This is a genomic window from Paenibacillus sp. IHB B 3084 (assembly GCF_001447315.1).
Taxonomy (GTDB): domain Bacteria; phylum Bacillota; class Bacilli; order Paenibacillales; family Paenibacillaceae; genus Paenibacillus.
Window position 1 is genome coordinate 4,466,477 of sequence record NZ_CP013203.1, and the last position, 24,284, is coordinate 4,490,760.

Sequence of the window (24,284 nt, forward strand, 5' to 3'; positions counted from 1 at the left end):
TTGGGCGTCTATATGTTATAATATCTGCAAATTCATAAGCACAAGGCTAATGAAATGATAGGTTGCTGGATACCTTTATTTCCGGCAAGAGGGAGGATGCATCCTTGGAAGCGATACTAAGACGGCACTGGCCGGAGTGGAACGGAACGTTGCAGAAACGAACCGGGGGTTGGAATAATACGACGTATTTTGTTAAGGATGGTATGCGAAGCGGGGTGCTGCGCGTCTACGATACACACAGAGATAGGGACAAAATTGAATTTGAGCATGCGGTTTTGCAGGCGCTGAGTATGCATTCTCTATCATTCAGGGTGCCGATACCAATTCGAACAGTGACGGGAGAGACAATCGCTCAGCTTGAGAAGGAAAGCGGCAAATATGTCTGTCTGTTCGATTACATAGAAGGCAAATCACCACTGGAGCAGGATTCAAGCTTTTCCTATTCCTTTGGCGAGGCTACGGGTGAATTATCTGCTGTACTTGCGACTTTCAATCTTGATATGGCTCCAGTTTACCGACCGTATTACGCCTTGCAGCAATCCTACCCATTGTGTAACCAGGAGATCGTTCGAGAGATTTGCCTGCATCCGCCTGAGCCTCTAAAAACTTTGCATGACGAGCTGCGATGGATAGGAAAAGTATATGAAGAGATTACAGATTCGCTTCATACATTGGAAGAGTTGCCGCATCAGCTTGTACATGGGGACTTGAACGCTTCCAATTTGTTAGTAATGGATACTGATCATAGCCAAGTGACTGCATTGATTGATTTTGAGTTTTGTACGTTAGACGTTCGGGTCATGGAACCAGCGGTCATCTTATCAGGATTTTTGGGACAACCGGAGGAGACGCAAGCAGTTCGGGATTTTTGCCAGGGCTTCAGTTGCCAAGTTCATCTTTCCCATGCCGAGATTGATGCGGTGCCTGTATTGATGCTGCTTAGGAAGGTAGATGTATTTCTTCATTTCTTGAGTCGCTTTCTGGAAGGAACTGACCAGCCACATGTGTTACAAGAGCAGATCAAGCAGATCGCTGCCGACTTGCTGCAACTGTCTACCAGAAGTAGCTGGATTCAGGAGGAGTTAATCCTCGCAGGAATGGCGTATGAATGAACTTTATCACAAGATGAGGAGGAGATTGGCAGACACTCGTTCATATGGAGAAAAGGTACCACCTGAGTGGACGTATCCAAAGCATGAGATCACAGCAATTGTAAGAGGATACGACGAGCTGAATCAGTAGGTGATTTTGGATCAAACACAGGTCTTAAAGACTCAGCATGTGGATTGAAGGTTGAGATTAGGACAATGAGAGGGGAATGAACATGCATACTTTAACGGTTGATGAACTGTGTTCGCAAGCTTCAACCCGGCAAGGGACGAGGAGTAGAAGGGGTCAATAGCTGAAGTCTGGAGAACAAGTATAATATCCGTTATAATTTAGGTTAAGAGACACTGATTCATCGGAGGTTGGCTATCATCTGGAATATTCATTTTGAACATCAATTTGTAAAATGTCCAAGTGTAACGAATGAACAACTATCCCGTTTTCTGAACACATGGAACATAAAGCTTTCGGAGCAAGAGATTTATGAAATAAAAGAAAGACAAGTGAACCCTTTTTCGAAGTCTTCTCCATATTACGATCAATATAAACCTCTGAATCCTGTTGGCTGGCATCTGCCTCAAGGACAATTTCCGGACAGCTATATCCATTTTTTGAAATACTCTAACGGCGGGGAGTTTCAAAATGGAGAACGTTATTTTCAGTTTTTCGATACCGAAGATTTGAGAGAAATGAATCTAGCTTACGAGCTGCCGGAGTATATGCCGAATGCCGTGTCGTTTGGGATGGATGGGAGAGGAAATCATTATTTATTTGATATGAGAGAAGAAAAAAGAAACAACGAATATCCTGTTCTTTTTTCTCATTCTGGTAGTTTGGGGTATGACGATTGCAGACATGCTGCAAATTCTTTCATTGAGCTATGTACAGAAACATGGGAACTTTATGAATAGCAAATAGCGAGATGCCGATTTTTTTGGGCTTCTCGCTATTTTTAATCATTTTACCCCTGAAAAACGTCAATGAAGGTGCCGTATGTCCCTATGGCTGAATTTGAGATATTTGTTCAATCAACGAATCGACCGCCTCATCCACCAGGTAGGGGCCATTGTTCCATTTATCACGGGAAACATTAATAATGTGATTATTTTTCACAGCGGGAATCGTTTGGTACACAGGCTCGCTGAATAGCTGCATGGTTTGCTTCAACTCTTGATCGGTCATTTGAGTAAAGAAATAGTCAGCCGGACGATGGACCAGAGCTTCCATGGAAAGAGCAGTTCCGCCATCGGCATATGGTTTGAATTGCTTAGGCATTTGGAAACCGAAATCTTGGTAGATCAATTTTCCGAGCGTACCGCCCTCACCTCCAAGCAGTACCTCTCCCTTGTGAATAATGAAAGAGATTGCTGTAGTATCTGCTTTAATGGGGATGTGAGTTTGTTCCCGAATGCCCTGCAATTTTTTCTCGAACTTAGCAATCCAGGATTCTGCTTCTGTTTTCCGGTTCATAATGTCGCCAAACGTCCGTAGTGTATTCACCACGTCTGGATCGCCACCCCATGCTACTGCAATAGTTGGGGCGATTTTTTGGTACTGCTCAAAGGTTGCTTTGTCGTGAAAATCCGACAGTATAATCACATCCGGCTCCAATGCGGAAATGGCCTCGACATTACCTGTTCCTTTGCCTATGCTAGCGACATCAGCCATCTTCTCAGGATAAAGATCGAGTATCTCCTGATTGACACCTACCGGTTTTAAGCCTAATGGAAGCAAATAACCGCCGTATGTAATAACAACAGCCCTTTTGGGTTGAACAGGAATTTCCGTTTGCCGTCCAAGTGCATCGGTATACGATCTTGTTTCAACTGGCTTCGCAACGTCACTCGTACCACTGCAAGCTGCCAGCAGCAATGTTAAGCTGAACAAAAGGGTAACAGCAAAAGCAGGCTTAAAACTAACATTCATATCGTCCACTCTCCAAGCGTCATGTTGATAATGATTATCATTGTTACCAATATAACGTTGTCCTGATCCGGGAGCAATGAATGATTTGAGTGTAAAATTTGTATTCGTTGAACTTTTTATAACAAGGCTATGCATTTTAAATTGTGTTGGGGTTTCGCCGGTTTGCTTTTTGAAAAGTCTACTAAAATAATAAAAATTGGTATAACCAACGTTTTCGGCAACTTCCCGAATGGAAGCATCTGTTTCAGCTAACAAGGATTTGGCCCTGTTGATGCGGGTTTGAACGACATACTCGATAGGGCTGCATCCATATTTGCGCTTAAAAACCTTTACGAGGTAGTGGGTACTGTAATGAAATTGTTTAGCCATCGTCTCCATAGCGATTGGTTTTTGAAAACGCTCTTGAATATATTGGGCTATTTGTGTAGCCAGATCCGGCTTGGATATTTTGATCTCCTTCATCTGTAATTGACGAAAGTGTTCATGCACGAATTGATAGAACAATCCATTCACTTGCAGTTTGTCCAGTTCATTTCTATTAGACCACTGGTGATTCATTTGTTCGACAAGCGATATCAGGGGGAGCGGATAGAGGGCCTGAAACGCATAGTTTTGTCTAAATAGAGCCATCCGATCTTTTCGTTCGAACGGACTTTGACCCGCTTGTTCTTGAACGGGTTTGTATAAAATGAGGTAGTATTCAAACGGCTGGTTTAAGCACCAGATATTCAGACTTGCTCCTTTTCCGCCGTGGAGAACCTGAAACTTGGCTGCTGAGGTTTCGATTTCATCAAGCATTAATCTGGCTTCTCCTTGATTGGCGAATAGAAATCCGCTTGAAGGCAGGGAATAGGAACTCAATCTCTCTCCAGGCTTCATCGTAAAATGACGAATGTCCAGCACCTTAACCGGCGTTTGGTTCCATAATCTGATCGTTTCCAGCCACTCCATAAAAACACCTCGAAATAATATAAATTAACACATGCGTAGCAGTACATTCTGCTCTTGTTACATCGACTAAGCTTCCCAAGGCATATAAATATCTATCGTGCTGTCCTTTTGTTCCAGAGAATGAATATCAGTCCAATACTCGAAATCAAAAGAGCGAGAAGCGCTGATCCCCCTATCACGGATTGAGTCATAGGCTCCATCTATTTGGGATTCAGGTCCCTGATGAGTGACCTTCACATATTTTCCAGCCGGTATCGTATGACGAGCTAATCCCTCGGGAATATGTGCAAAATCGCTAACCTCTACCGCAACCCCCTATTCGTAACATTCATATTATAACTAGGTAGCCAGTCAACAGACGGTTTAAAATCGATTATACTATATAATTCGAACGGTATCAGACCAGTCAGTAAAGGTACATCTGCTTGATGAAGCCAATAAGTGTATTTCGGTAAGCAGCATGATAATTTCGTAACCTTACAGATTCTTTCCCGTATAAAGATAAAAACATGATCCGCCCCATTCCCGTTAGGGAAGAAATGCAACCATGTTTAACAAAAATAGAAGTTGAGGTAATGCATCGTATGAATGAGGAATTTATAAATCATGCCAATACAGGATATCAGCTGGCTGAGCAGAAGGCGGTTCAGTATTTTGCATCACTTTATGCACAGGTCATAGACAAAACTTATGTGACTACCCTGACAGAAGATATTCAAATGTGGAAAAGGGATCATATTCATCATTCTTCATGGCTATCCTTCTTTTCGAGGGCAAAGAGAAAACCTGATACTCGGGATTATCATAGATACATTCAATGGCTGAATTATACAGGCAAATTGGATGATTACCTGGATCGAAGCGTCTCCTATATTTATATGAGGGATCTAGGCAAAGCTCTGGATTCTCCTGACACACAGACCCGGATTCAGCGTGTCATTGCTGACATCAAAAAACACTTGATTCAATCCACCAGTGCAAACGGGGGAGACCAACCAGAATTTATGAATTTGGCCGGGTTGTATCGGTGGGCCCAGAAGGAAGGCATAGAAACCGCCACAATCTGGGTGATCAACAAACTTAGGTCCGTATCCTCCCATATTCCAAAGGAAATGGATGCCGAGCAAGCCCAGCGTAAACTGATTAAGATCATTATCGGAGTTATTCTGCATGTGATGGAAGAGATGGACGATAAAGTGTCACCTGTGGAACGTGCTCGCAGACTGGATGAAGCCATCAGGCTTGGTTATTCCTATGGTCTAACCTATCCTTTCATTGACGATCTTCTCGATTCCCAGGTTTTGACCGCTCAAGAGAAAGAACAATATTCCTGTATGATACGTGCCGCGCTTCTCACTGGATCTGTGCCTGAGTTGGGCGATTGGACCGGAAATAATATGGAGTTAATTCAATACATACACTCAGAGCTCTCGGATGCTTTTGAGTATATTAAGGAACATCAGCGGCCGGATACACAGCAAACATTTTTCGAGCAGTCCTATGTCTTTTTTCATTCCCAGGATATCGACCGTGTCAAGGACCTAACGCGTGCTAATTACACCAATGAAGAGCTTTATATACCTGTCATTTTAAAATCTTCTTCTTCCCGATTGATTGTCCGTTCCGTGATTGGTGCTCCCGAGGATGAGGGCTTTGAGCAACGAACATTCTTTTATGGTATCTATAACCAGTTGGCTGATGATTTTGCAGATATGGTTGACGATATGAGAGATGGTGCGGTAACACCCTATACCTACTATTTAAAATATCATGATCAGCGTTCGGATCTTATCAATCCCTTTGAATTATACTGGGCGGTTATTTCCTATTTGATCCATAACGTATATGATTCCGATGCCATGGCCCGTGAGGTGATATTGGATCGTGCAATGAATGGACTCAAACGTTATAAAGAACGTGTAGGTACTGAAAAGTATAATGAAATGATGGAGATTTTTGCATCTGGAAATCCGGAATTCAATCGTCTCATCCAGCAGATGGTGCGAAAGGCGGATGATGTAGATTTCTTTGATAAACTGCTTCGGGACCAGATGATTACCCATCTGAAAAACGATTCGAAGGAAAAGGAAGATTTTTTCAATACGTTCAAAACGATCCGCCATCAGATTAATAACCAATTGAAAATTACCAAACCTCACGGGATTCCGGTGATGAAGGAACAGCTTATCGATGCTGCAAATTACAGTCTTGAAGGGGATGGGAAGCGGATACGGCCTATATTAACTTGGGTGATGGGCGTGAACGAATATGGACTAGACGCATCGGCAATCGTGCCTCTTGTGAGATCATTGGAGTATATGCATACCGCATCCCTGATCTTCGATGATCTGCCTTCTCAGGATAATGCGTCTACCCGTAGAGGGCGTCAGACCTTGCATCAGGTACACAATAGCGCTACGGCGGAATTAACCGGTCTGTATCTGATCCAGAAGGCGATTGGGGAACAATCGTCACTTGACCAGTTCAATGCCGAAACCGTACTTGCTTTGATACAATACTCGGCCCAAAAGGCAGAAGATATGTGTATGGGACAGGCGATGGATCTGGATTCCAAAGGAAAGCAATTGACACTGGAGCAGTTAAATATGGTGTGCTTTTTCAAAACCGGAGTGGCATTTGAGGCTTGTCTGGTGATGCCAGCCATGCTTGCACAGGTCAAGGAGTCGGAAATTGCTGCTTTGAAGAAATTCGCGTATCACGCGGGGATTGCTTTTCAGATTAAAGATGATTTGCTTGATGTGGAAGGAGATATGCTCTTACTCGGAAAACCTGTTGGCCAGGATTCTGAGAACAACAATTCGAATTTCGTATCCATCCTGGGTCAGGAAGGTGCCGGTAAAGAGATGTGGGAACACTACTGCCTTGCTATGGAAGCGTTGAAAGAGGTACCCCGCAACATCGCTTTTCTGAAGCATTTAATGAATTATATGGTAACCCGGGACCGTTAAAAAGGGGCGTACCCCATTGCTTAATATAAGCGATGGGGTATTTTGCGAATTTAAGTGTTACCTTTTACGCTCACTCCACGGAATCCATTCGGGCCCAAAGCTTTTCAACTTTTCATCATATCCATTAAAACTTGATATGCAATGGGTAAGGAAGTAAAGCCGTCACGCTCTAAAAAGTGTCCTCCGTGTTCTACTTCGTGGAAATCAGCCTGGATGTCATTCGCAAGTTTCTTACTGAGTGCAAAGGGGACAATCGTGTCATCTTTTGAAGCAATAACTGTACGCATCTTTACTGAATCCATGATTTGCTCATAATCCAGCTTATCAGTTGTAAACTCATCTAATGACGGCAGGGTTGGCACTGGATCGGTAAAACCGGAGACGAAGACAAGACCACTGAGTTGCTCTGGGATACTTACTTGCTGCAAATATCTTAATATGGAAACACACCCCAAGCTATGACCAACAAAATAGGTATCCTTATGTAGAACCTCAATATTTGATAATAAATGTTGGGTCCACTCATGAAGCTGGGGAGCTTGCGAATTGGGCATATCCAATATAGCTACAGAAACGCCATCCTCCTGTAGCTTGTCTTGTAGCCAAGGAAACCAATGATCGGCTGGTGAAGCTGTATACCCATGGATGATATACACTTGTTTTTGATTTTGTAGGTTTGTCACTATAGGTTCTCTCCTATCATCCTGAGTTTGTTCTTGATTAGTTGATGATATATGTCCCACTTTGGTATAAAGACTACTATTTTAGTTTAGCAAATTTTCCAAGCTCGTGAGCACCTAAAATAATAATCACATTTGTCTGTCCCAAGCTCACTTTCACGGGACTGATATTCTTTATTTTAGCAGCACTGTTATTATTATTAAAATATTAAGCGCTTTCTACCGATATATATCTCATCACGGTGTAATCTCTTAATTTTTATTGTTTGGGGGATAGCGTTTATGAGAGCAGCGTGATCTATTATACATAGACGACTGGAGGAGTTTTGATGAGAACAAAACTATCAGACAGCACTAAAAAAGTAAAAGGATTTAGAGATTTAAAGGTCACGACAACGATGGTCTCCATGATCATGATCAGCTTGGTGGGCTTGCTTATTGTATCGTTGGTAGGGGTTTTGGGGATGAATCAAGCTAAAGAGGGCCAAGGTATTTTGTATATGGATCGCTTTCAGCACCAAACGAATATACTTGAAGTCAAAAGTGATTTCTATAATATGCGGGCTAATTATACAAAAATACTCGATAATAAGGAGTACACAGATAAACAGTATAAGCAGGTGCAGAAAGGAAAAGATAGCGTTGCAACCGGGCTAAATGAATTCTCACAAAGGGATTTGGATGCTAAGGAACAGAAATTGTACGAGGAACTACGGGGGAGTATAGACACATATTATCAGGATATTGAGCAAATCATGGCAGTCAAAAAAAATAGCGGAACGTATGACACGGAAGAGAGAGGCCGGATTAATAAATCCAGTACGGCAATTGTTACGATGCTGACTACGATTTCTGATTATAACAATGAGCAATCCGCCAACTTATATCAAAATACGCAAAATGAGATAAAAATGCGCACAATTGTTTTGATCGTGATTCTGACTCTAGTGCTGGCTGTCCTTAGTATGATCTCCTTTTCGGCCATTCGGAATATCCGTTCTCGGATGAGCACCATTACGAAATACTGTGAAGAGATTACCCAAGGCAATTTAACGGCAGCACTTGATCCGACCCTGCTCAAGGGAAATAACGAAATCGCTGTCATTGCACGTGCCATTCAACAAATGACAGATTCAACCTCAATGGTTATTACGGGGGTTATCAATGAATCTCGCCAAATTAATCAGCTAAGTGATCAGACGAATCATAATATGGCAGATCTCAATGAGCGGATTAGAGACGTATCGGCTACGGTCGAACAGCTGTCCGCAGCGATGGAGGAGACTTCGGCATATACAGAAAACATGAATCATTCTGCGGATGAAATGCAGCGGGCGGCAGAGTACATTTCGGTCAAGACTCAAGAAAGAGCCCAGTCTGCCTATGATACAAGTCTAAAGGCCGAAGCGTTGAAGCATGAAGCTATTGAGTCCAATAAAGCATCCAAAGAGATTTACCGGAAGACCAGTGAAAAGATGACGGAAGCGCTAGAACAAGCCAAGGCGGTAGACCAAATTCGCATACTCTCCCAGTCTATTCTGGAAATTACGGCGCAAACCAATTTGCTGGCTCTAAATGCATCCATCGAAGCGGCTCGTGCCGGTGAGTCAGGTCGGGGATTTGCGGTTGTGGCTAACGAGATTCGCAAGTTGGCAGATGGGTCCAAACAGGCGGTAGACCAAATTCAGAGTGTTACTCAAGAGGTTGTACAATCTGTAGCCAATCTAACGACTAATGCCGAGGAATTACTGGATTTCCTGCATGCCAAGGTGAGCAAGGATTATCAGCTGCTTGAGGATACGGCAGCACAATATTACAATGATGTAGTTGAGCATACGAATACAGTTAATGATTTGAACGCCACCTCTAAGCAGGTGAATGCAACGATCCAAACCATGGTGAGAGCTATCCATGAGATTGCAACAGCCAGCGAACAGTCCGCCGTATCTACCCAGCACATTGCTGAGAACATGGTTTCATCGACGGAAAAGTCTCTTGAAGTGGCACAACAGTCTGATCAGGTGAAGGAAAGCGCTGCCCGATTGAATGAACTGGTCGACGGTTTTACAATTTGACGAAGCTAGTCCGATGAGTGGTATTCCATATGAGGGTTGACTTCATCAGCTCGATAGCCAGAGTCTAGAGGGAACAATACATCCAAGAATTGCAGTTGGGGAGCCGCAAGAATGCTCCCTTTTTGATTTTTATCCTCTACGGTAGCTCTCGGATTTGTCTACTAAACGAAAACAAAATGCTTAGGAAGGAGGCTTCCAATCAGGAGTCTAATGCACGTAACTCTTCCTGTTTAGCCATTTGCATCAGCTTATATATCTGCCGGGTCGTGTTCACATTCCGCACCGTCATATGCTGGTATAGACTGGAGCCGACCAGTTTCGTCATCCCGCTTTTTGTGACATATTCTCTGCTGACAGAAAACAGAATGGCCCCAGGCGTATACATTATATTGCCTATTCCTGGCTTCAAAGGGAGCTTCTCCAGAACGGAGATATCGTTAATTTCATCCCACAGAAAAAATATATCACTTTTCATCTGTGTATCATTAGACCATTCCTCCGGCAATGCCTCCATAATAGTTTGTATTTCCCTCATATTGCGGACGATGACCCGGATAGGCAAGCTAAAATCCTCCAGAATCGCCTGCTCCAGTTGGAGCGACAGCTCCTCGTTGGATTGAACTTCACTGGAAAAAATGATGTTTCCGGAGTTGATGTAAGTCGTCACATGGCTCATGCCTGCCTTCTCAAACGTTTCCTTGAGTTTTTTCATATTAATCTTGTTGTTGCCACCCACATTAATGCCCCGCAGCAATGCAATATAAATCATATAAGGCCCACCTCTCTTGTACAAAAGGATTTTATTCACAAAGGGATAGGTATTCGAATAAATAAGCGGTTTGATTTTCGCCAAGCAAATGATGCAACAACGGTTCTACGTGCTCGATAAATTCATTTTTGGTTTCGTATGTGTCTTCGTCTTTTAGCTCTCCCTTAAAGGTACGAGCATCCCCGATTTCAACGGCCGTATTTTTCAATTTATGTGTTCCCGCTGCATTGGCATCAATCATCTCATAATAGCTATATAGATACTCAAGCTCAAGGGATACAGGAATCCGACTGTCCCAGCAATCTATTAATTTCTCCGTTCGGGGTCGGATGTCGTGGTCGTGGAACAGCCCGTAGACTTCATTATACAAGTTTTGTTGTTGTACAAAACGGGCCAGAGCTTCGCCTAATTGTTTCATGTGTGTTCATTTCTCTCTGCTTGCAGGAGACTTAAATACGCCTTTTTTCAGAACCCCCCTACATATTATCCGTTTCTAAGATATCATAATAACGAACGCATTTCTGATTTAAATCATGAATATTTTTTTTATTCCTATCCTGATCAAGAGCAGAATCTAAGAATATTAACCATGAATATAAACGATAAAGATGATATTTTGCTGGTGCGCTGGCATGATTTATTTAATGGGCCATCATTCGCGCCAATAGACCATGATTTTCTAAATGAAGCTGACGCCGAGCGTCTGATTAGACTGCTATCATTAGCTTTTAATGTTTTCGATATCTTATTATCAACATCAAGTTTCGCATCTAAGAGATGAATCCTATGGATTTGAGATTGCCCAGGACAGGGTGTTTTTTCTTCATCATCTTTTATTTGAATTGGATTTTACAGGTTCTTCTCGACTGTGTGAATGAGTATCAATCTCCAACAGAACAGTTAATCTCCCATCTGATACTGATGAAACTACCAGTCCTTCCAACTGTTTAGTTACTGACGGACTTATTGAACGAACAGTATATCCTGAAATACCGCCAAAGGTGTGTTATAAGATAACAGAGTATGGAGAATCTTTTAGTTCTGTTTTCGAGGCGACACTACATCAGGCCAAATGCAAAAAAAGACTAATGACCAGGAGTTTTGACATCATGAAAAAACAGTTCAGTATTCAACTTGCTGCTCCTTCGGATCTGGAGGCGGCGGATCTCGTTTTTGAAAGTTCCATATCTGTGGCATTTGAACAGGAGGGTCTGGAAGCCTTAATCGACGACATGCAGCAGGAGATTGAGCACAAAAAGCGGTTGCTGCGTACATCTTTGTCAGCTTTGAATTCAGACTTGTTCTTCCTGATGGCCAAACATAACCATAACGTCGTTGGAACGATCTCTTATGGCCCTTGCGGAGAAGCTATCAGGAAATGTACCAACGATGAACTCCGACATGTGGGGACATTGGGAAGTTTATATGTGCTGCCCGGTTACCAAGGACAAGGAGTAGGCTCGACGCTAATTCGGGCTTTGATGACCAGGCTGAAGGAAATGGAAGTTACGCATTTTTGCCTGGATAGCGGCTTCAAAATAGCCCAGACCAAATGGCTACGGAAATTTGGCGCACCCTACACCATTGCGAAGGATTATTGGGGCAAGGATGGAGATCACATGGTGTGGCTATGTGAAGTGCAGGATTTTTTATAAGAAATGGAGTGAAAACCGTCTGTTGCTCAATTCTTGACCTGTATAGCAGATGAATGTGAGCATATGGTGACATAAAGAGTCCATCCTGCCATCCTGATGTGCACTCGTTTATAATAGTAAAAAAAGGGACAAGGAGATGAACTCAAGATGAAAAAAATAACCTTGATAGCTACGGGGTTAGTTGCGGTTGCCATAGGGACATATCTGATTGCAGGAAATGCCCAGCGAGAAGAAGCCGACACCCAAGGAGCGTCAAATATCAAGCAATTGGTGCATGATTTCAGTACAAGAAAGGCAACGGCCCAGTCCGCTTCCATCACTTCCAGTCAGTTGAGCGTATCGGAGGATGGTACCACAACAAAGACCTACGCTCTGCCTGATAACGAGTTTTTCCTTTCGATAGCTCCATATATGGAACAGACCCACCCTTGTGCAACCCATAGCCTGACCGGTTGTCAAGGCGAAATGAAGGATGAAGAGTTCAGTGTAACGATCCACGATTCTGATGGAAATTCAGTCATGAATAAAACCTCAATAAAATCCCAGCCCAATGGATTTATTGATCTATGGCTGCCGCGTGACAAAACCTATAGCGTTACGGTGGAGCGTGAGGGGAAAACTGCAAAATCCAAAATCTCCACGTTTGAAAACGACGATACCTGTATTACCACGATGCAATTGGGTTAACGCAGTGAATTCAAATCTATATCCGGATTCCTGTGTGCAGGAAAGGGAATGGGAATGCCTACAAAGCTTTTAACATTCGGAAAATATAACAATATCAGGCCTGCGCAGATGTTGGCACTGGCCTGGTATTAGTCCCCACCCCTTACAGCATTCATATTGCTAATTGCCTACCACTTGCCAGCAAGATTAAGTATCCATATATGTATTTATGTAAAAAAAGGAATTATCCATTCATGAGCAATTCCGCCCCCTGTCTTTTATCCGAAGGTACCGGCTGGCAATCAAGAATTTAATTATTGCTTTCCGAACACTTGAGTCTAACTTGTACATAGGCTTCACCTTGTCTCTCAATCTGAATAGGGAAAGTGTTCGTCCCCGTTGCCGGAGAGTGTAGCATCTAATTCACCCAAATATCCGTGTGCTCTGCTCATTTCTGACACCCAAGTTTTATACCCGGCCACCCAAGGTTGCTTTCCTGATGACTAGCATCATCTTTGTGGGCATAATCGAAAGCATTTCATAAATAATAATATCTTTGATGTAGAATTTTGTAATATAATTAGGTTAACAGGGGTTACGAAAAACAATATGATCGGAGAAAACGACAGAGTTGCTTAGAAGTGATTGGTGAAGATAAGGGAAATATATTCGAAGTGAGGACTAATTTTGAGACAAGAAGAAATTAATGAAAGATTTGAAAAAACGATAGCCGATATTCTTAAGATGAAAAAAAAGGACGGTATATTTAATAATTATATTAATAGAATAGTTTTTCCTTTTTTTAAATACTTTACATTTCATTCCGAAATCAATTTTCAATTTCCTCTAACCATTTTAGCCGGAAAAAATGGATCAGGAAAAAGCTCTGTACTTCATGCCTTATACGGTTCTCCTAAAGGATACAATATAGGTGACTTTTGGTTTTCTTCACAGTTAGACCCAATAGAGGACTTTGGGGGAGAAGTTCAAGAAAGGCATTGCTATTTTATGACTATATTTTTGAAGGGAATAAACATTCAGTTTTATATCATAGAATCCATCACAAGAATCGTAATGACATGGAATACTGGGAGACTTCTCGACCCCGGGTAAAGTATCGTATGAATACTAGTCTGCAGCGATCTGCTCCAATCGAAAAAGAGTTAGTTTATATTGATTTTAGAAAAGAATTAAGTGCATTTGATAAATTCTTTTATTTTGGAAATATAGACCATTTAAAATCAAAATCAAGGCAAGACTATTTAAGATTGAAATCAGTGGAGTTAAAAAATCTAATTGATTCTGGTGAAATTCATGAGGTTCGTGGGAAGCCGCAAAATAAAGCTGTAATTCATTTAACTGATCCTGAAATACAAGCTATTAGATCAATATTACAAGAAAATTACGTGGACATAAAATTAATTAATCACAAGTTATTTCAAAGATGGGGCACATCCGTTGTGTGGAGCAAAGATGGGTTTACTTATTCAGAAGCTCATGCTGGTAGTGGAGAGATAGCTATTGTAATATTAGTGCATAAAATACTTAACGCTCAACCAAATAGTTTAATCCTTTTGGATGAGCCTGAAGTCTCACTACATCCTGGAGCTCAAAACTTTTATTACTTTTTTTATTAGAGCAAATTAAAATTAAAAAGCATCAGGTTGTTATGTCAACACATTCTCCTGCTTCGCTGAAGGGATGCCAGAAGCAGCAATTAAAAGATGTATTCGTAACCCGGACACAAATAAAATAGATATTCTTGATGAATGCTTTCCTAGTGAAGCTTTTAAATTTTTAGGACTTTCCTCAAAATATGATAATGCTAAAATACATGTAGAGGATGAACTTGCTCGAAGGTTAGTAATTAGTGTAATACAAAATAATTCAGATCGCTTTGATAACTTTCATGTTTTTTTTGCTCCAGGTGGAGCCTCATATATGAAACAAAATTATATATTGCACTATTCTCAAGAGAACAACAACAAAAATTTTGTATTATTTGATGGGGATCAACATTATGCTTGGCCCATTTTAGATTTGGATTCGTTACCAGCGAAAGATCTTAACAATAAAGATTATCTAAAACAAGAAATAAAAAACTTTACGCGCCAAGATATTGATTTTGCCAAAGACGGAGGTAATGGGAAAAGCAGAGACGACCAAATTATCGAAGCACAACAAAAGTATATTACCTTCTATAAGCGCTGCGTTAGGTTTCTACCTAAAGAAACACCCGAAGAAATTATTTGGGATGATAGTCTTGTAGGTAAGCTACTTCAAGAATCTGTATATTTAATAGATGTATTAAATGAGCCGAATTACAAACTTAAAATCTCTAAAACAGCTTTGGCATTTATAGGGAATTCTGATCCTGGATCCATACGTGCTATACAAGATATACTCATAAAGAATTGGATTGAAAAAGACGATGATTGTCAGTTGGAAATTAAAAAATTCTATTGGAGTTTATGGGGATTGTAAATGATTTGGAACTCATGTTGAGGTGATTTTGAAATGGAGATAACTGCAATAGATTTGTTTGCTGGTTGTGGTGGGTTAACTCAAGGGCTAAAGCAAGCAGGGGTAAATGTAGTAGCGGCGGTCGAAATTAATGGAAATGCGGCTAAAGCTTACAAAATGAATCATCCGGAAACTACTCTTATAGAAGACGATATCCGTAATATAGATGTAGAAGATATTTCGAACTTTGTTTCGGAGAAAAAGATAAATTTAGTTGCTGGGTGTCCACCTTGTCAAGGGTTTTCTAGTGTACGTACTAGGAACAGAGGAAACATTGTAGAAGATGAAAGAAACACACTAATCCTTGAATTTTTGAGAATAATAGAAGGGATTAAACCTAATTTTATTATTATGGAAAATGTTCCGGGTATCATACATTATCATTATTTCAAAGTAACAGTCGATCGCTTAATTGAACTAGGGTATTACCTCGATTATCGGGTGATTAACGTAGAGGATTATGGAGTTCCTCAACGTAGGAAAAGGTTAGTACTTCTAGGTTCCTTAGTGGGAGAAGTATCAATTCCTTCAGATACAGCGTACAAACGAACTACAGTGAAAGATTATATATATAATCTTCCTCCTGTGGAGGAAAGCAACGATCCGATGCATAGAATATTATCAAGGCATAGTGAAAAAGTAAAAAAATTATTTCTTTGATTCCTAAAAATGGTGGGAGTAGAAAAGATCTTCCTAAAGAATATTGGTTAGAGTGCCATAAAAAGAAGGGGTTGGATTCTCAGATATATACGGGCGTCTAAGTTGGGACAAAGTCTCTTCAACAATAACTGGTGGGTGTTTGAATCCATCTAAAGGAAGGTTTTTACATCCTATAGAAGATAGGGCTATTACAGCACGCGAAGCTGCACTACTTCAAACATTTCCAAGTGACTATAAGTTTCCTTCGGATATTTCAAAGGAGAATTAGCTCAAATGATAGGCAATTCTTTCCCACCTAAATTTTCCGAGATACAAGCATCTTATTTAAAGAGCTTGCTCACTACTGATGCTATAAAGTATAGGCAGAATATATGAAGATCATAGGGATAAATTTTATTGCCTAATTCCAATTAATACTGATTTGTTCAATTTATGTTGATTTGGAAATTAAATGGTTAAGAAACATAAAGGATTTAGGGTCAAGGTAGACAAGTGAACAGACGAAATCACAGCCCGTCATTAAGAAATTGAGATATGTTTGTATGTAGAGTCTCACATTCTTAGTGAGTAAAAAAGCACCACATATTTGGGGGAGGGCTACCCCATAGTGATGAAAATTCGAAATTAGACAAAACAGACACAGGCTGTTTACCCATTTACTATAAAGTTGCTAATAATTCACTGACCCAAACGGAAAATATCTGAGTTCCCGTTGAATACTCGATCCTGCCTGTTACCATTGACAAAATTATATTTCTCCGTCATAATCCAAAATGATAACGATTATCATTATCTATAAAATGTACATACACGAGGAGAATATGTTCTATGAAAAAAGGTTTGAGTGGGATTGTAATGTTGCTGATTTTTGCGCTTGTTCTGGCAGGCTGCGGAGCTGCAAGCAATACATCGGAAAGCCAGACGGCAACTCCGGACAGCACACCAGCCGAAGCGGCTGGTCCTGTGAAAGTAAAGCATAATCGTGGTGAGATCACACTCGACAGCCCGGCAAAGCGTGTTGTCGTGCTGGAATGGACATTTACGGAGGATATGGTTGCGCTGGGTGTTCAGCCTGTTGGTAATGCGGATAATGCCGGATACAAGCAGTATGTATCTTCGGAGGCGGGGCTGGACAGCAGCGTGACCGATGTAGGAACGCGCGACGAGCCCAATCTGGAGGCGATTGCTGCATTGAAGCCGGATCTGATTATTTCCAATGTTGATGGAAATGCAGCTATCTATGATCAACTGAAAGCTATTGCACCGACAGTCGAATTTAGCCTGAATAGCGGCAAAGGCTACGATTATGACAAAATGGTAGAGATATTCAATAACATCGCGGTCGCTCTTGGAAAAGAAGATAAAGCGAAGCAGGTGCTGAAGGAGTTGGATCAGCATTATGCGGAAGCCAAAGAAAAGCTCGCCACTGCGGGTAAAGCGGACTTTCATTATAGTTTGACACAGGCGTTCACTTATCAAAATGCGGCCAGTCTGCGTATGTTTTCGGATAACTCGGTAGTCGTCGGAACATTGGTGAAGATCGGGCTGATTAACGATTGGAAGCCGGACAAACTTGAAACGTATGGTTTTTCAACCGTGGGCATTGAAGCGCTGCCTGCCGTTCAGGACAGCAACTTCCTCTATATTGTGCAGCCGGACGATGATGTTTTCGGTGCAGCGCTGAAAAATAATTCGGTCTGGAACGGCCTGAATTTTGTCAAAGAAAAACGTACCTATGCATTGGACAGCAAGACATGGACGTTTGGCGGTCCTGTCTCGTCAAAAGCGTTGGTTGACAACGTTGTTGCGGCGATTACGAAATGAGCCGGGGCTGAGTATTCTGTCCAGTTTATAACTGGTGCATGGCAAGCATGAATGGGGCGGTCTAACCGCTCTCATCCATGCTTTTTTTTATAGGCTTATAGAATGGCTGCTATCTCGTTGCATCTCTATTCGTTGTTTCCCCATTTTGTTCATTCTTCAGTTTATTCTTCACCCGTAGCTACAGGGTTCTCCTCATAGCTAATCCAGTTGCTCGTCGACGGAAATCGAGCCTGGGGACATACGCTACATCTCCTGTATACTATAGGCATCCAGGTCCCGTTTAATACCTTAATTTGTATATACTAAAAACCTATTAAAACAGCTGCAAACTTCCGACATATTATCTAAGAGCTTCTCGCTCAATATTCCTCGGGGAGATGGCAGCATGTCACAAAATATTAAAAAGCGCGTATTCAGATCATCCAGCATCGCCAACACATTGGCCATGGTCTTGTTAGTCATTATCGTTGTCGTCTTTGCAACCTTGGGGACGTTCATGTTTGCAAGCACGCAAAGCATACTTGTCAAGCAGCAAGAGGCCATGCTCCAGACCAAGACGCAGGCCGTTGTCACTCAATTCGATGCGTTGTTTAAGGAAAAGGGATCACTTGTCAAACAAATGTCAACGAACAATCTTTTTAAACAATATTTAGAAACCACCCCATCGGCAGAAATGGTGAAAACTTCTCCTTATGCTGCGGAAACAGTAGCGACTTTGGCAGCCATTGTAAAGGCAGAGCCATCTTTTGCCGACGCCTGGATTGCAGGAATATCTGGTAAAGGCTTCTTTCTTCAGAATGATGGTGTTGCTTCTAAACCGGATTTTGATATCCATACACGCCCATACTTCAAGCCAGCTGTTGAAGCAGACGGTTTATACTACTCAGAACCCTATAAGGACGTCAATTCGGGTAATGTGCTCATGGGCATTTTCTATCCGATCAAAGATAGCAGTAACCAATTAATCGGATTTGCTGCTGTCGATATTGCTTTCAAAGACATCCCTGCCGTTATGCAAAGCTATTCGCTTGGAAGCACAGGTTATTCGATTCTTGCATCCAAAACAGGTGATATTTTGTATCACCCCGATCAAAATAAAGTGCTGAAAGAAAAGATTAATGAAAGCACAGGTGATCTTGGAGAGATCGGAAAGAAAATGATTGCCGGCGAGTCCGGAGTACAGCTAATTAATGATAATGGCGAACGTCGTTATATCGGGTATGCAACCAGTAAAGATACGGGGTGGTCTGTAGGCTTAACCATTTCTGAAGAAGAGGTGCTCTCAGAATTAAGAGCGTTTACCTGGATTACCATTGGCGGTTTTGCGGCAGCCACCATCCTGCTCGTTGTGATTTGTTATATAACGCTCCGTTATCTGTTGAGATCAATCCCGAAATTGCTTGCAAAAATCAAGCTGATTGAAAATGGAGATTTGACCGTTCAGTTTGATACGCATTCCAATAACGAAATCGGGCAAATTTCTCAAGGAATTTACAATATGGTTCAAAAAATTCAAGGCATGCTCCAAATGGTGGGCGGCTCAGCTCAAGTTTTGAATCAGTCTTCAAATGATTTGCAATCCATTTCTTCCAGAACCGCGATCACGATGAACGATACGGCGACAGCAATTAATGAGATTGCCAATGCAACGAACTACCAATCTATCGAAACAGATAACATTTTACAAAAAACCGGAGCATTATCCGGCCAAATTGACGAAATTGCCAATGATGCCAAAGCCATCGAAACGATGGTGCAAATCTCTGCTGAGCAAAGCGGACAGGGGCTTGCTGTAGTAGATCAGTTATCCAGATGGGCGGAAGAAAATCACAATTCCACACAAGCGATGTCGTCTATTATTCAGGAGATTGATCTGAGCCGTCATGAGATTTCCAGCATCGTGGATACGGTCAACCAAATTGCAACGCAGACCAACCTGCTGGCGCTCAATGCTTCCATTGAAGCTGCACGTGCAGGAGAACAGGGCAAAGGGTTTGCTGTTGTTGCCGGGGAGGTTCGCAAGTTGGCTGAGCAGACTGCACTGGCGACACAGGAAATCTACAAGAAGGTACGTGTGATTGAAGAAAAAACCAGTGTATCGGTTGAGCATACAGTTCATGGTCTGAAAATTGCAGAAGAAAATGCCAGATCGGTGGAGGACACGAAGCAAGTATTCTTTAGCATTAACAAGGATTTGGAAGATTTGAAATTGCGAATGATCCAGATCAGCAACAACACCTCCAAAGTCCACAAGCACAAAGATGAGATTTTGCAGGCGCTGGAGATCATCTCTTCCACCACGGAGGAGAATTCAGCTTCAACCGAAGAGGTTAGCGCCAGCACGCAGGAACAATTGGAGAGCTTCGAACAGGTTGCTGAACTATCCAAACAATTAAACCAATTGTCCAATAAGCTTCAAGACGAATTAAAACAGTTTAAGGTTGAGTAACAAATCTAGGCATGATTTTGACTAAATATACAGCGAAGCCCGCGATCAGCGCGGGCTTTCTTGCGGCTTATCTTATTTTCTTAATAAAATAATCAGGCTATTCTTTTGTTTCTTCGGTGATGTGACGGAGGAACTGGACAAGTAAAGGTAAAACATTTTATGGTAACGTAAATCGGGCTTAATAGATCAATAATTTGCTCCGAAAGAATCAGGTACTTAAGATGAATATCCATCTTAAGTACCTTTTTTATGCAAAAATAGATTTCCAATTTTTTGAACGGCTGATATACTAAGGAGGCAAGCGAGATGAAGATTAACCTACTTTATCGGGATGAAAAAACGATCGGCGTACGGTTGGAGCGATACGGAGTCGAGGAGCGAGAAGGGATTCGGTCCATACCGGGCAGGAAATGGGTTCCGGACGAAAAAATCTGGACGATTCCGTACAGCATCGCGGCTGTAGAAAGCCTGTTGGAAGCGTATCGGAGCTGCGAGTTCGAGTGCGAAGAGCGCTTGAATAAAGAACTGCCGTACATCCAGGAATGGCTGGATCAGCGGGGCACGCAGAGAAATACGGTTCTCTCTTCTTCGGAACGAGGTGAATGGAATCCGGATCGGCGGAAAGAATTGCGCGATGAATTGGTGGCAAGGGGTTACAGCAGCAAAACGATTAAAGCTTACGTATCGCAAATTGAACGCTTTTTCGCCGATTTGCAAGGAGCCGAGGCAAGTATAAATGATGCGGCGGTGCAAAAATATGCGCTGGCACTGCTCGAAAAAGGCCTTTCGCACGCTTATGTTAACCAAGCGATCAGCGCGCTGAAATTTTACTTTCGCCATGTGCTAAAGCAGTCAAAATCCGCCGCCTATGTTCGTTCGAAAAAGGAGAGTAAACTGCCGGATGTGCTGTCCCTGAATGAGGTCATGCGTCTGTTGAAAGCAGTGAAAAATCCGAAGCATCGGGCTATTCTGTACCTGACGTATACATCTGGGCTGCGGGTAAGCGAAGTGGTGAGGTTGCGTCCCGAAGACTGCGACCGGGAACGGAAAGTGCTGAAAGTCCGTCAGGGAAAGGGCAGGAAGGATCGGCAAACGCTGCTCTCCGAAGCGGCTTTTTCGGTGGTCGAGCAGTACATAGGGGCGGAGCAGCCGGAAGACTGGCTGTTTCCAGGGCAGAGGGAAGGCCGCCACCTGACGGAACGTTCAGCGCAGAAAGTGTTTGAAAAAGCGCTGGCTGAAGCGGGAGTTCGCAAACAGGTGAGTATCCATTCGCTAAGGCATTCCTTTGCGACCCACTTGCTGGAGAATGGGATCGATCTTCGCTATATTCAGGAACTGCTGGGGCATCAGAGTGTGCGAACGACGAAGCGGTATACACATGTGAGCAGGCGGGACATTGGGCGGATTCAAAGTCCGTTGGATCGGCTGGGCGGGCTGGACGATTGAAACGCAGAAAGTGCGGGAATAAGGAGAAAAGTGCAGGATTCACGAAGTTCGTGAATATGACGAAAAGAGCATTCTTTCGGAAGTTCGTAAATAAGACGTTATCAGAAATCAGTGCTAAGTGTTAGCCAATAAGATATTCAATGAAAAAGAGTGAAATGGGAGGATCTACAATGAAGATTGATTTTGCGATTGAATCAGATTATGAGTATATCTCGTTAAGAGACAAGCACATACATAAGACACTTATAAAAACAAAAATAAAAGAAAATGAAATTCTAATAATTAGAGAATCCAATCAAGAAATAGGTTGGATGAGATACGGATTTTTTTGGGACAACACACCATTTATGAATATGATATGGATAGATGAGGGGTATAGAGGAACAGGTATTGGTAAAAAAGTTGTCCACTATTGGGAAGAATTGATGAAACAAAAAGGATTTGAAATGGTTATGACCTCAACACTTTCAAATGAAGAAGCTCAACATTTTTATAGAAAGCTTGGATATAGAGATGCTGGATGTTTAATGCTTGAGAATGAACCTCTGGAAATAATACTGACAAAGGAGTTAACAAAAATTGACGTTGAGTAAATCAAGGAAGGAACTGACATCTGATAACATAATATTCAAGCTGCGGCTCCAATGGAGCCTAGGTCTGCGAGTTGGATTTCGAAGAGGGATTTCAGCAGACAACCCCTTTGGGGTTCATGAATACAGAAACGTTATGTGTAATTATTGAAAAGATCATGGAGGGGAAATCTATGAAAAAGAAAGAATATAAAGATAGATTAATTGAATTACTTAATGAAGGAATTGAAGAACTAACAACAGACCAAGTAATCCACAAAACGAAATTATTGATTTTTGAATATGAGAAAAAACAAGCGTATAGTACAGAAAATAAGGGGAGACCTTGGACAGATGAAGAGTTAAGAGTAGTATTATCATTTGCCGCAACTAAAGAAAACATACTGAAGTTGGCCAAAGGATTTAAATGTAGTTACGGGAGTATGGACTACTGTCAATAGAATGGACACCCCAAGTCGAGAACTTCAAGCGGGTTTTCGGTACAATCGTTCATACTGATTTGGAGATACATAACCTAGGGAAGAGTGGATTCGTTTCCCATTATAAAAGCATGTAATATATTCGAAAATCTGCTTCTTTGCCTCACGACGGGTTTTGTAGTGGTCTAAGTAAATCAGTTCCTTCTTTAGAACGCTGTGGAAGGATTCGATACAGGCGTTGTCATAACAGTTCCCCTTGCGGCTCATGCTGCCTTTCATATGGTACTTAACCAGCTTAGCTTGATACTCGTGAGATGCGTATTGGCTCCCTCGATCCGAATGATGCAGAACCCCTTTGCCCGGTCGTTGGACACGATATGCTTGGTCAAGGGCCTGAATGACTAACTCTTTAGTCATCCGAGAATCCATGTGGAATCCTACGATTTTGCGGCTGTACAAGTCCATCACGCTCGCCAAATAAAGCCAGCCTTCATCGGTGGGAATATACGTAATATCCGTCATCCACACCTCGTTTGGAGCCTCAGCAACAAACTGTTGGTTTAAAAGGTTCTCATGAACAGGCAGTTGGTGTTTGGAGTTCGTAGTTGCTTTGTATTTTTTCACGGTTCTGGACGTTAAACCAAGCTCCTTCATGATTCGCACTACTGTTTTTTGTGACACGACAACTCCTTGCTGAACCAAAGCTTTATGAATCTTCCGGCTGCCATACAAACGGCGTGAATCCAAGAAGATCCGGCGGATACGTTGTAAAAGCTTTTCCCGTTGTTTTTGTCGTTCTTTATGAATCGTTCGAGTTTGTACCCATCTGTAATAGCCGCTTCGTGAAACACCAAACACCGCACACATCTTTGCAACACGACACTGGAAGCGGTGATCATATATAAAAGAAAAGATCAGCGTCGGTCTTTGGCAAAGTAGTGCATCGCCTTTTTTAGAATATCGTTCTCCTCTTCCAGATCACGAATGCGTTTGTGGAGTTCTCTTGTGGCTTGATCCTCTGGCTTCAGGTTCCCACTGCCAGGGAAAGCCTGTTTCCCATCTTGGTTGTGTTCAGCTACCCAACGATACAGCGTGTTCGCGGAGATGCCCAATTCTCTCGCTACTTGAGAGACAGGTTTACCTTCTTCTTGAATCATTTGAACGGTTTGAACTTTAAAAGCCTTGTCGTAGTTTTTACTCATAGGGAAGCACCTCGAATGTGTTTGATTTTATTCTCGCATTCTCGATTCTCGGTGTCCACTTTTTAGTTTAGCATCAGTATTGAACAAATTTTTAGATGGGCTGTAACCACCGATGAAGAGATTATAAATAAGGGAAGGGAAGATGATAGTTTTATAAAACAGATTAGAAGATTGTATAAAGAGATGGGTTGGAAGGCGTAAATTAGGGTGTCAATCAATGGAGTGATAACTACACATAACATAGTATTCAAGCAGCGGCTCCTTTGGAGCCTTGGTCTGCGAGAAGGATTTCAGGGAAGCATTTCAGCAGACAACCCTTCGGGGTTCATGAATACAGGAACGTTATACGACAGAACAAATAAATAAGGAGAAG

The 24,284-nt window shown here is 42.0% G+C and carries 21 protein-coding genes and 2 pseudogenes; 17 read left to right on the forward strand and 6 right to left on the reverse strand.

Annotated elements, in window-relative coordinates; translation table 11 throughout:
- Nucleotides 1-104: 104 nt before the first annotated feature.
- Together ASL14_RS20955 and ASL14_RS20960 are read left to right on the forward strand one after the other, a co-directional pair.
- On the forward strand, nucleotides 105-1,112 hold the full coding sequence (locus ASL14_RS20955; RefSeq protein ID WP_134913310.1) for a phosphotransferase: 1,008 nt from the start codon (nucleotides 105-107) through the stop codon (nucleotides 1,110-1,112).
- Between the two features lie 366 nt (nucleotides 1,113-1,478).
- Nucleotides 1,479-2,018, forward strand: coding sequence for an SMI1/KNR4 family protein (locus ASL14_RS20960; protein WP_134914599.1), 540 nt, complete (start codon nucleotides 1,479-1,481; stop codon nucleotides 2,016-2,018).
- A gap of 88 nt (nucleotides 2,019-2,106) precedes the next feature.
- On the opposite strand, the gene ASL14_RS20965 is transcribed toward ASL14_RS20960, so the two are convergent.
- Together ASL14_RS20965 and ASL14_RS29660 are read right to left on the reverse strand one after the other, a co-directional pair.
- On the reverse strand, nucleotides 2,107-3,831 hold the full coding sequence (locus ASL14_RS20965) for an ABC transporter substrate-binding protein (protein WP_223264075.1): 1,725 nt from the start codon (nucleotides 3,829-3,831) through the stop codon (nucleotides 2,107-2,109).
- Between the two features lie 219 nt (nucleotides 3,832-4,050).
- A pseudogene (locus ASL14_RS29660) lies at nucleotides 4,051-4,284 on the reverse strand (GyrI-like domain-containing protein); the annotation flags it as partial.
- A 275-nt stretch (nucleotides 4,285-4,559) separates the two neighbouring features.
- Between ASL14_RS29660 and ASL14_RS20975 the strand changes: the two are divergent.
- Nucleotides 4,560-6,953 carry a polyprenyl synthetase family protein gene (locus ASL14_RS20975; RefSeq protein WP_134913312.1) on the forward strand — a complete coding sequence of 798 codons (2,394 nt, stop codon included), beginning with the start codon at nucleotides 4,560-4,562 and terminating at the stop codon, nucleotides 6,951-6,953.
- A 104-nt stretch (nucleotides 6,954-7,057) separates the two neighbouring features.
- On the opposite strand, the gene ASL14_RS20980 is transcribed toward ASL14_RS20975, so the two are convergent.
- Nucleotides 7,058-7,636, reverse strand: coding sequence for an RBBP9/YdeN family alpha/beta hydrolase (locus ASL14_RS20980; RefSeq protein ID WP_134913313.1), 579 nt, complete (start codon nucleotides 7,634-7,636; stop codon nucleotides 7,058-7,060).
- A gap of 326 nt (nucleotides 7,637-7,962) precedes the next feature.
- Between ASL14_RS20980 and ASL14_RS20985 the strand changes: the two genes are divergently transcribed.
- Nucleotides 7,963-9,708, forward strand: coding sequence for a methyl-accepting chemotaxis protein (locus ASL14_RS20985; protein WP_134913314.1), 1,746 nt, complete (start codon nucleotides 7,963-7,965; stop codon nucleotides 9,706-9,708).
- Between the two features lie 199 nt (nucleotides 9,709-9,907).
- Here the strand turns inward: ASL14_RS20985 and ASL14_RS20990 are convergent, their stop codons facing one another.
- The gene (locus ASL14_RS20990) at nucleotides 9,908-10,477 is read right to left on the reverse strand and encodes a DUF1697 domain-containing protein (protein ID WP_134913315.1); all 570 of its coding nucleotides are present in this window, start codon (nucleotides 10,475-10,477) and stop codon (nucleotides 9,908-9,910) included.
- A gap of 31 nt (nucleotides 10,478-10,508) precedes the next feature.
- Nucleotides 10,509-10,895, reverse strand: a complete 387-nt coding sequence (locus ASL14_RS20995; RefSeq protein WP_134913316.1) for a hypothetical protein — start codon at nucleotides 10,893-10,895, stop codon at nucleotides 10,509-10,511.
- 466 nt (nucleotides 10,896-11,361) lie between these two features.
- On the opposite strand from ASL14_RS20995, the pseudogene ASL14_RS29120 reads away from it, so the two are divergent.
- The 13 genes and pseudogenes from ASL14_RS29120 to ASL14_RS21060 form a co-directional block, all read left to right on the forward strand.
- A pseudogene (locus ASL14_RS29120) lies at nucleotides 11,362-11,520 on the forward strand (winged helix-turn-helix transcriptional regulator); the annotation flags it as partial.
- A 66-nt stretch (nucleotides 11,521-11,586) separates the two neighbouring features.
- Nucleotides 11,587-12,132 carry a GNAT family N-acetyltransferase gene (locus ASL14_RS21010; RefSeq protein WP_134913317.1) on the forward strand — a complete coding sequence of 182 codons (546 nt, stop codon included), beginning with the start codon at nucleotides 11,587-11,589 and terminating at the stop codon, nucleotides 12,130-12,132.
- Between the two features lie 147 nt (nucleotides 12,133-12,279).
- Entirely contained in the window at nucleotides 12,280-12,819 is a 540-nt protein-coding gene (locus tag ASL14_RS21015) for a CueP family metal-binding protein (RefSeq protein ID WP_134913318.1), read from the forward strand.
- 666 nt (nucleotides 12,820-13,485) lie between these two features.
- On the forward strand, nucleotides 13,486-13,911 hold the full coding sequence (locus ASL14_RS21020) for an AAA family ATPase (protein ID WP_134913319.1): 426 nt from the start codon (nucleotides 13,486-13,488) through the stop codon (nucleotides 13,909-13,911).
- Nucleotides 13,912-13,919: 8 nt separating this feature from the next.
- Nucleotides 13,920-14,435 carry an OLD family protein gene (locus ASL14_RS21025; protein WP_189338193.1) on the forward strand — a complete coding sequence of 172 codons (516 nt, stop codon included), beginning with the start codon at nucleotides 13,920-13,922 and terminating at the stop codon, nucleotides 14,433-14,435.
- 64 nt (nucleotides 14,436-14,499) lie between these two features.
- Nucleotides 14,500-15,282, forward strand: a complete 783-nt coding sequence (locus ASL14_RS21030) for a hypothetical protein (RefSeq protein WP_134913321.1) — start codon at nucleotides 14,500-14,502, stop codon at nucleotides 15,280-15,282.
- Nucleotides 15,283-15,315: 33 nt separating this feature from the next.
- A complete protein-coding gene (locus ASL14_RS28350; protein ID WP_223264076.1) occupies nucleotides 15,316-15,981 on the forward strand; it encodes a DNA cytosine methyltransferase in 666 nt (221 codons plus the stop codon).
- A gap of 139 nt (nucleotides 15,982-16,120) precedes the next feature.
- The gene (locus ASL14_RS29665; protein WP_223264077.1) at nucleotides 16,121-16,249 is read left to right on the forward strand and encodes a DNA cytosine methyltransferase; all 129 of its coding nucleotides are present in this window, start codon (nucleotides 16,121-16,123) and stop codon (nucleotides 16,247-16,249) included.
- A 560-nt stretch (nucleotides 16,250-16,809) separates the two neighbouring features.
- Nucleotides 16,810-17,805: an ABC transporter substrate-binding protein gene (locus ASL14_RS21040; protein ID WP_134913322.1), complete on the forward strand. Its 996-nt coding sequence runs from the start codon at nucleotides 16,810-16,812 to the stop codon at nucleotides 17,803-17,805.
- A 385-nt stretch (nucleotides 17,806-18,190) separates the two neighbouring features.
- Complete coding sequence (locus ASL14_RS21045) at nucleotides 18,191-20,254, forward strand: methyl-accepting chemotaxis protein (protein WP_134913323.1); 2,064 nt, start codon at nucleotides 18,191-18,193, stop codon at nucleotides 20,252-20,254.
- A gap of 306 nt (nucleotides 20,255-20,560) precedes the next feature.
- A complete protein-coding gene (xerA, locus tag ASL14_RS21050) occupies nucleotides 20,561-21,700 on the forward strand; it encodes a site-specific tyrosine recombinase/integron integrase (RefSeq protein ID WP_134913324.1) in 1,140 nt (379 codons plus the stop codon).
- 170 nt (nucleotides 21,701-21,870) lie between these two features.
- Nucleotides 21,871-22,293, forward strand: a complete 423-nt coding sequence (locus ASL14_RS21055) for a GNAT family N-acetyltransferase (RefSeq protein WP_134913325.1) — start codon at nucleotides 21,871-21,873, stop codon at nucleotides 22,291-22,293.
- Between the two features lie 170 nt (nucleotides 22,294-22,463).
- On the forward strand, nucleotides 22,464-22,730 hold the full coding sequence (locus ASL14_RS21060; protein ID WP_134913326.1) for a hypothetical protein: 267 nt from the start codon (nucleotides 22,464-22,466) through the stop codon (nucleotides 22,728-22,730).
- A gap of 24 nt (nucleotides 22,731-22,754) precedes the next feature.
- Here ASL14_RS21060 and ASL14_RS21065 read toward each other — a convergent pair.
- Nucleotides 22,755-23,911, reverse strand: a protein-coding gene (locus ASL14_RS21065; protein WP_248844508.1) for an IS3 family transposase whose coding sequence is annotated in 2 segments (ribosomal slippage) — nucleotides 22,755-23,656 and nucleotides 23,656-23,911 — 1,158 coding nt in all. Because the reading frame shifts where the segments join, the coding sequence is not laid out codon by codon here.
- Nucleotides 23,912-24,284 lie beyond the last annotated feature (373 nt).

Bases quoted from the DNA above. Each gene is read 5' to 3' on its own strand.
- ASL14_RS20965 (WP_223264075.1), bottom strand. From the start codon at position 3,831: ATGCTTGATGAAATCGAAACCTCAGCAGCCAAGTTTCAGGTTCTCCAC.
- ASL14_RS20975 (WP_134913312.1), top strand. From the start codon at position 4,560: ATGCATCGTATGAATGAGGAATTTATAAATCATGCCAATACAGGATAT.
- ASL14_RS20985 (WP_134913314.1), top strand. From the start codon at position 7,963: ATGAGAACAAAACTATCAGACAGCACTAAAAAAGTAAAAGGATTTAGA.
- ASL14_RS20990 (WP_134913315.1), bottom strand. From the start codon at position 10,477: ATGATTTATATTGCATTGCTGCGGGGCATTAATGTGGGTGGCAACAAC.
- ASL14_RS20995 (WP_134913316.1), bottom strand. From the start codon at position 10,895: ATGAAACAATTAGGCGAAGCTCTGGCCCGTTTTGTACAACAACAAAAC.
- ASL14_RS21010 (WP_134913317.1), top strand. From the start codon at position 11,587: ATGAAAAAACAGTTCAGTATTCAACTTGCTGCTCCTTCGGATCTGGAG.
- ASL14_RS21015 (WP_134913318.1), top strand. From the start codon at position 12,280: ATGAAAAAAATAACCTTGATAGCTACGGGGTTAGTTGCGGTTGCCATA.
- ASL14_RS21025 (WP_189338193.1), top strand. From the start codon at position 13,920: ATGAATACTAGTCTGCAGCGATCTGCTCCAATCGAAAAAGAGTTAGTT.
- ASL14_RS21030 (WP_134913321.1), top strand. From the start codon at position 14,500: ATGCCAGAAGCAGCAATTAAAAGATGTATTCGTAACCCGGACACAAAT.
- ASL14_RS28350 (WP_223264076.1), top strand. From the start codon at position 15,316: ATGGAGATAACTGCAATAGATTTGTTTGCTGGTTGTGGTGGGTTAACT.
- ASL14_RS21040 (WP_134913322.1), top strand. From the start codon at position 16,810: ATGAAAAAAGGTTTGAGTGGGATTGTAATGTTGCTGATTTTTGCGCTT.
- ASL14_RS21045 (WP_134913323.1), top strand. From the start codon at position 18,191: ATGTCACAAAATATTAAAAAGCGCGTATTCAGATCATCCAGCATCGCC.
- xerA (WP_134913324.1), top strand. From the start codon at position 20,561: ATGAAGATTAACCTACTTTATCGGGATGAAAAAACGATCGGCGTACGG.
- ASL14_RS21055 (WP_134913325.1), top strand. From the start codon at position 21,871: ATGAAGATTGATTTTGCGATTGAATCAGATTATGAGTATATCTCGTTA.
- ASL14_RS21060 (WP_134913326.1), top strand. From the start codon at position 22,464: ATGAAAAAGAAAGAATATAAAGATAGATTAATTGAATTACTTAATGAA.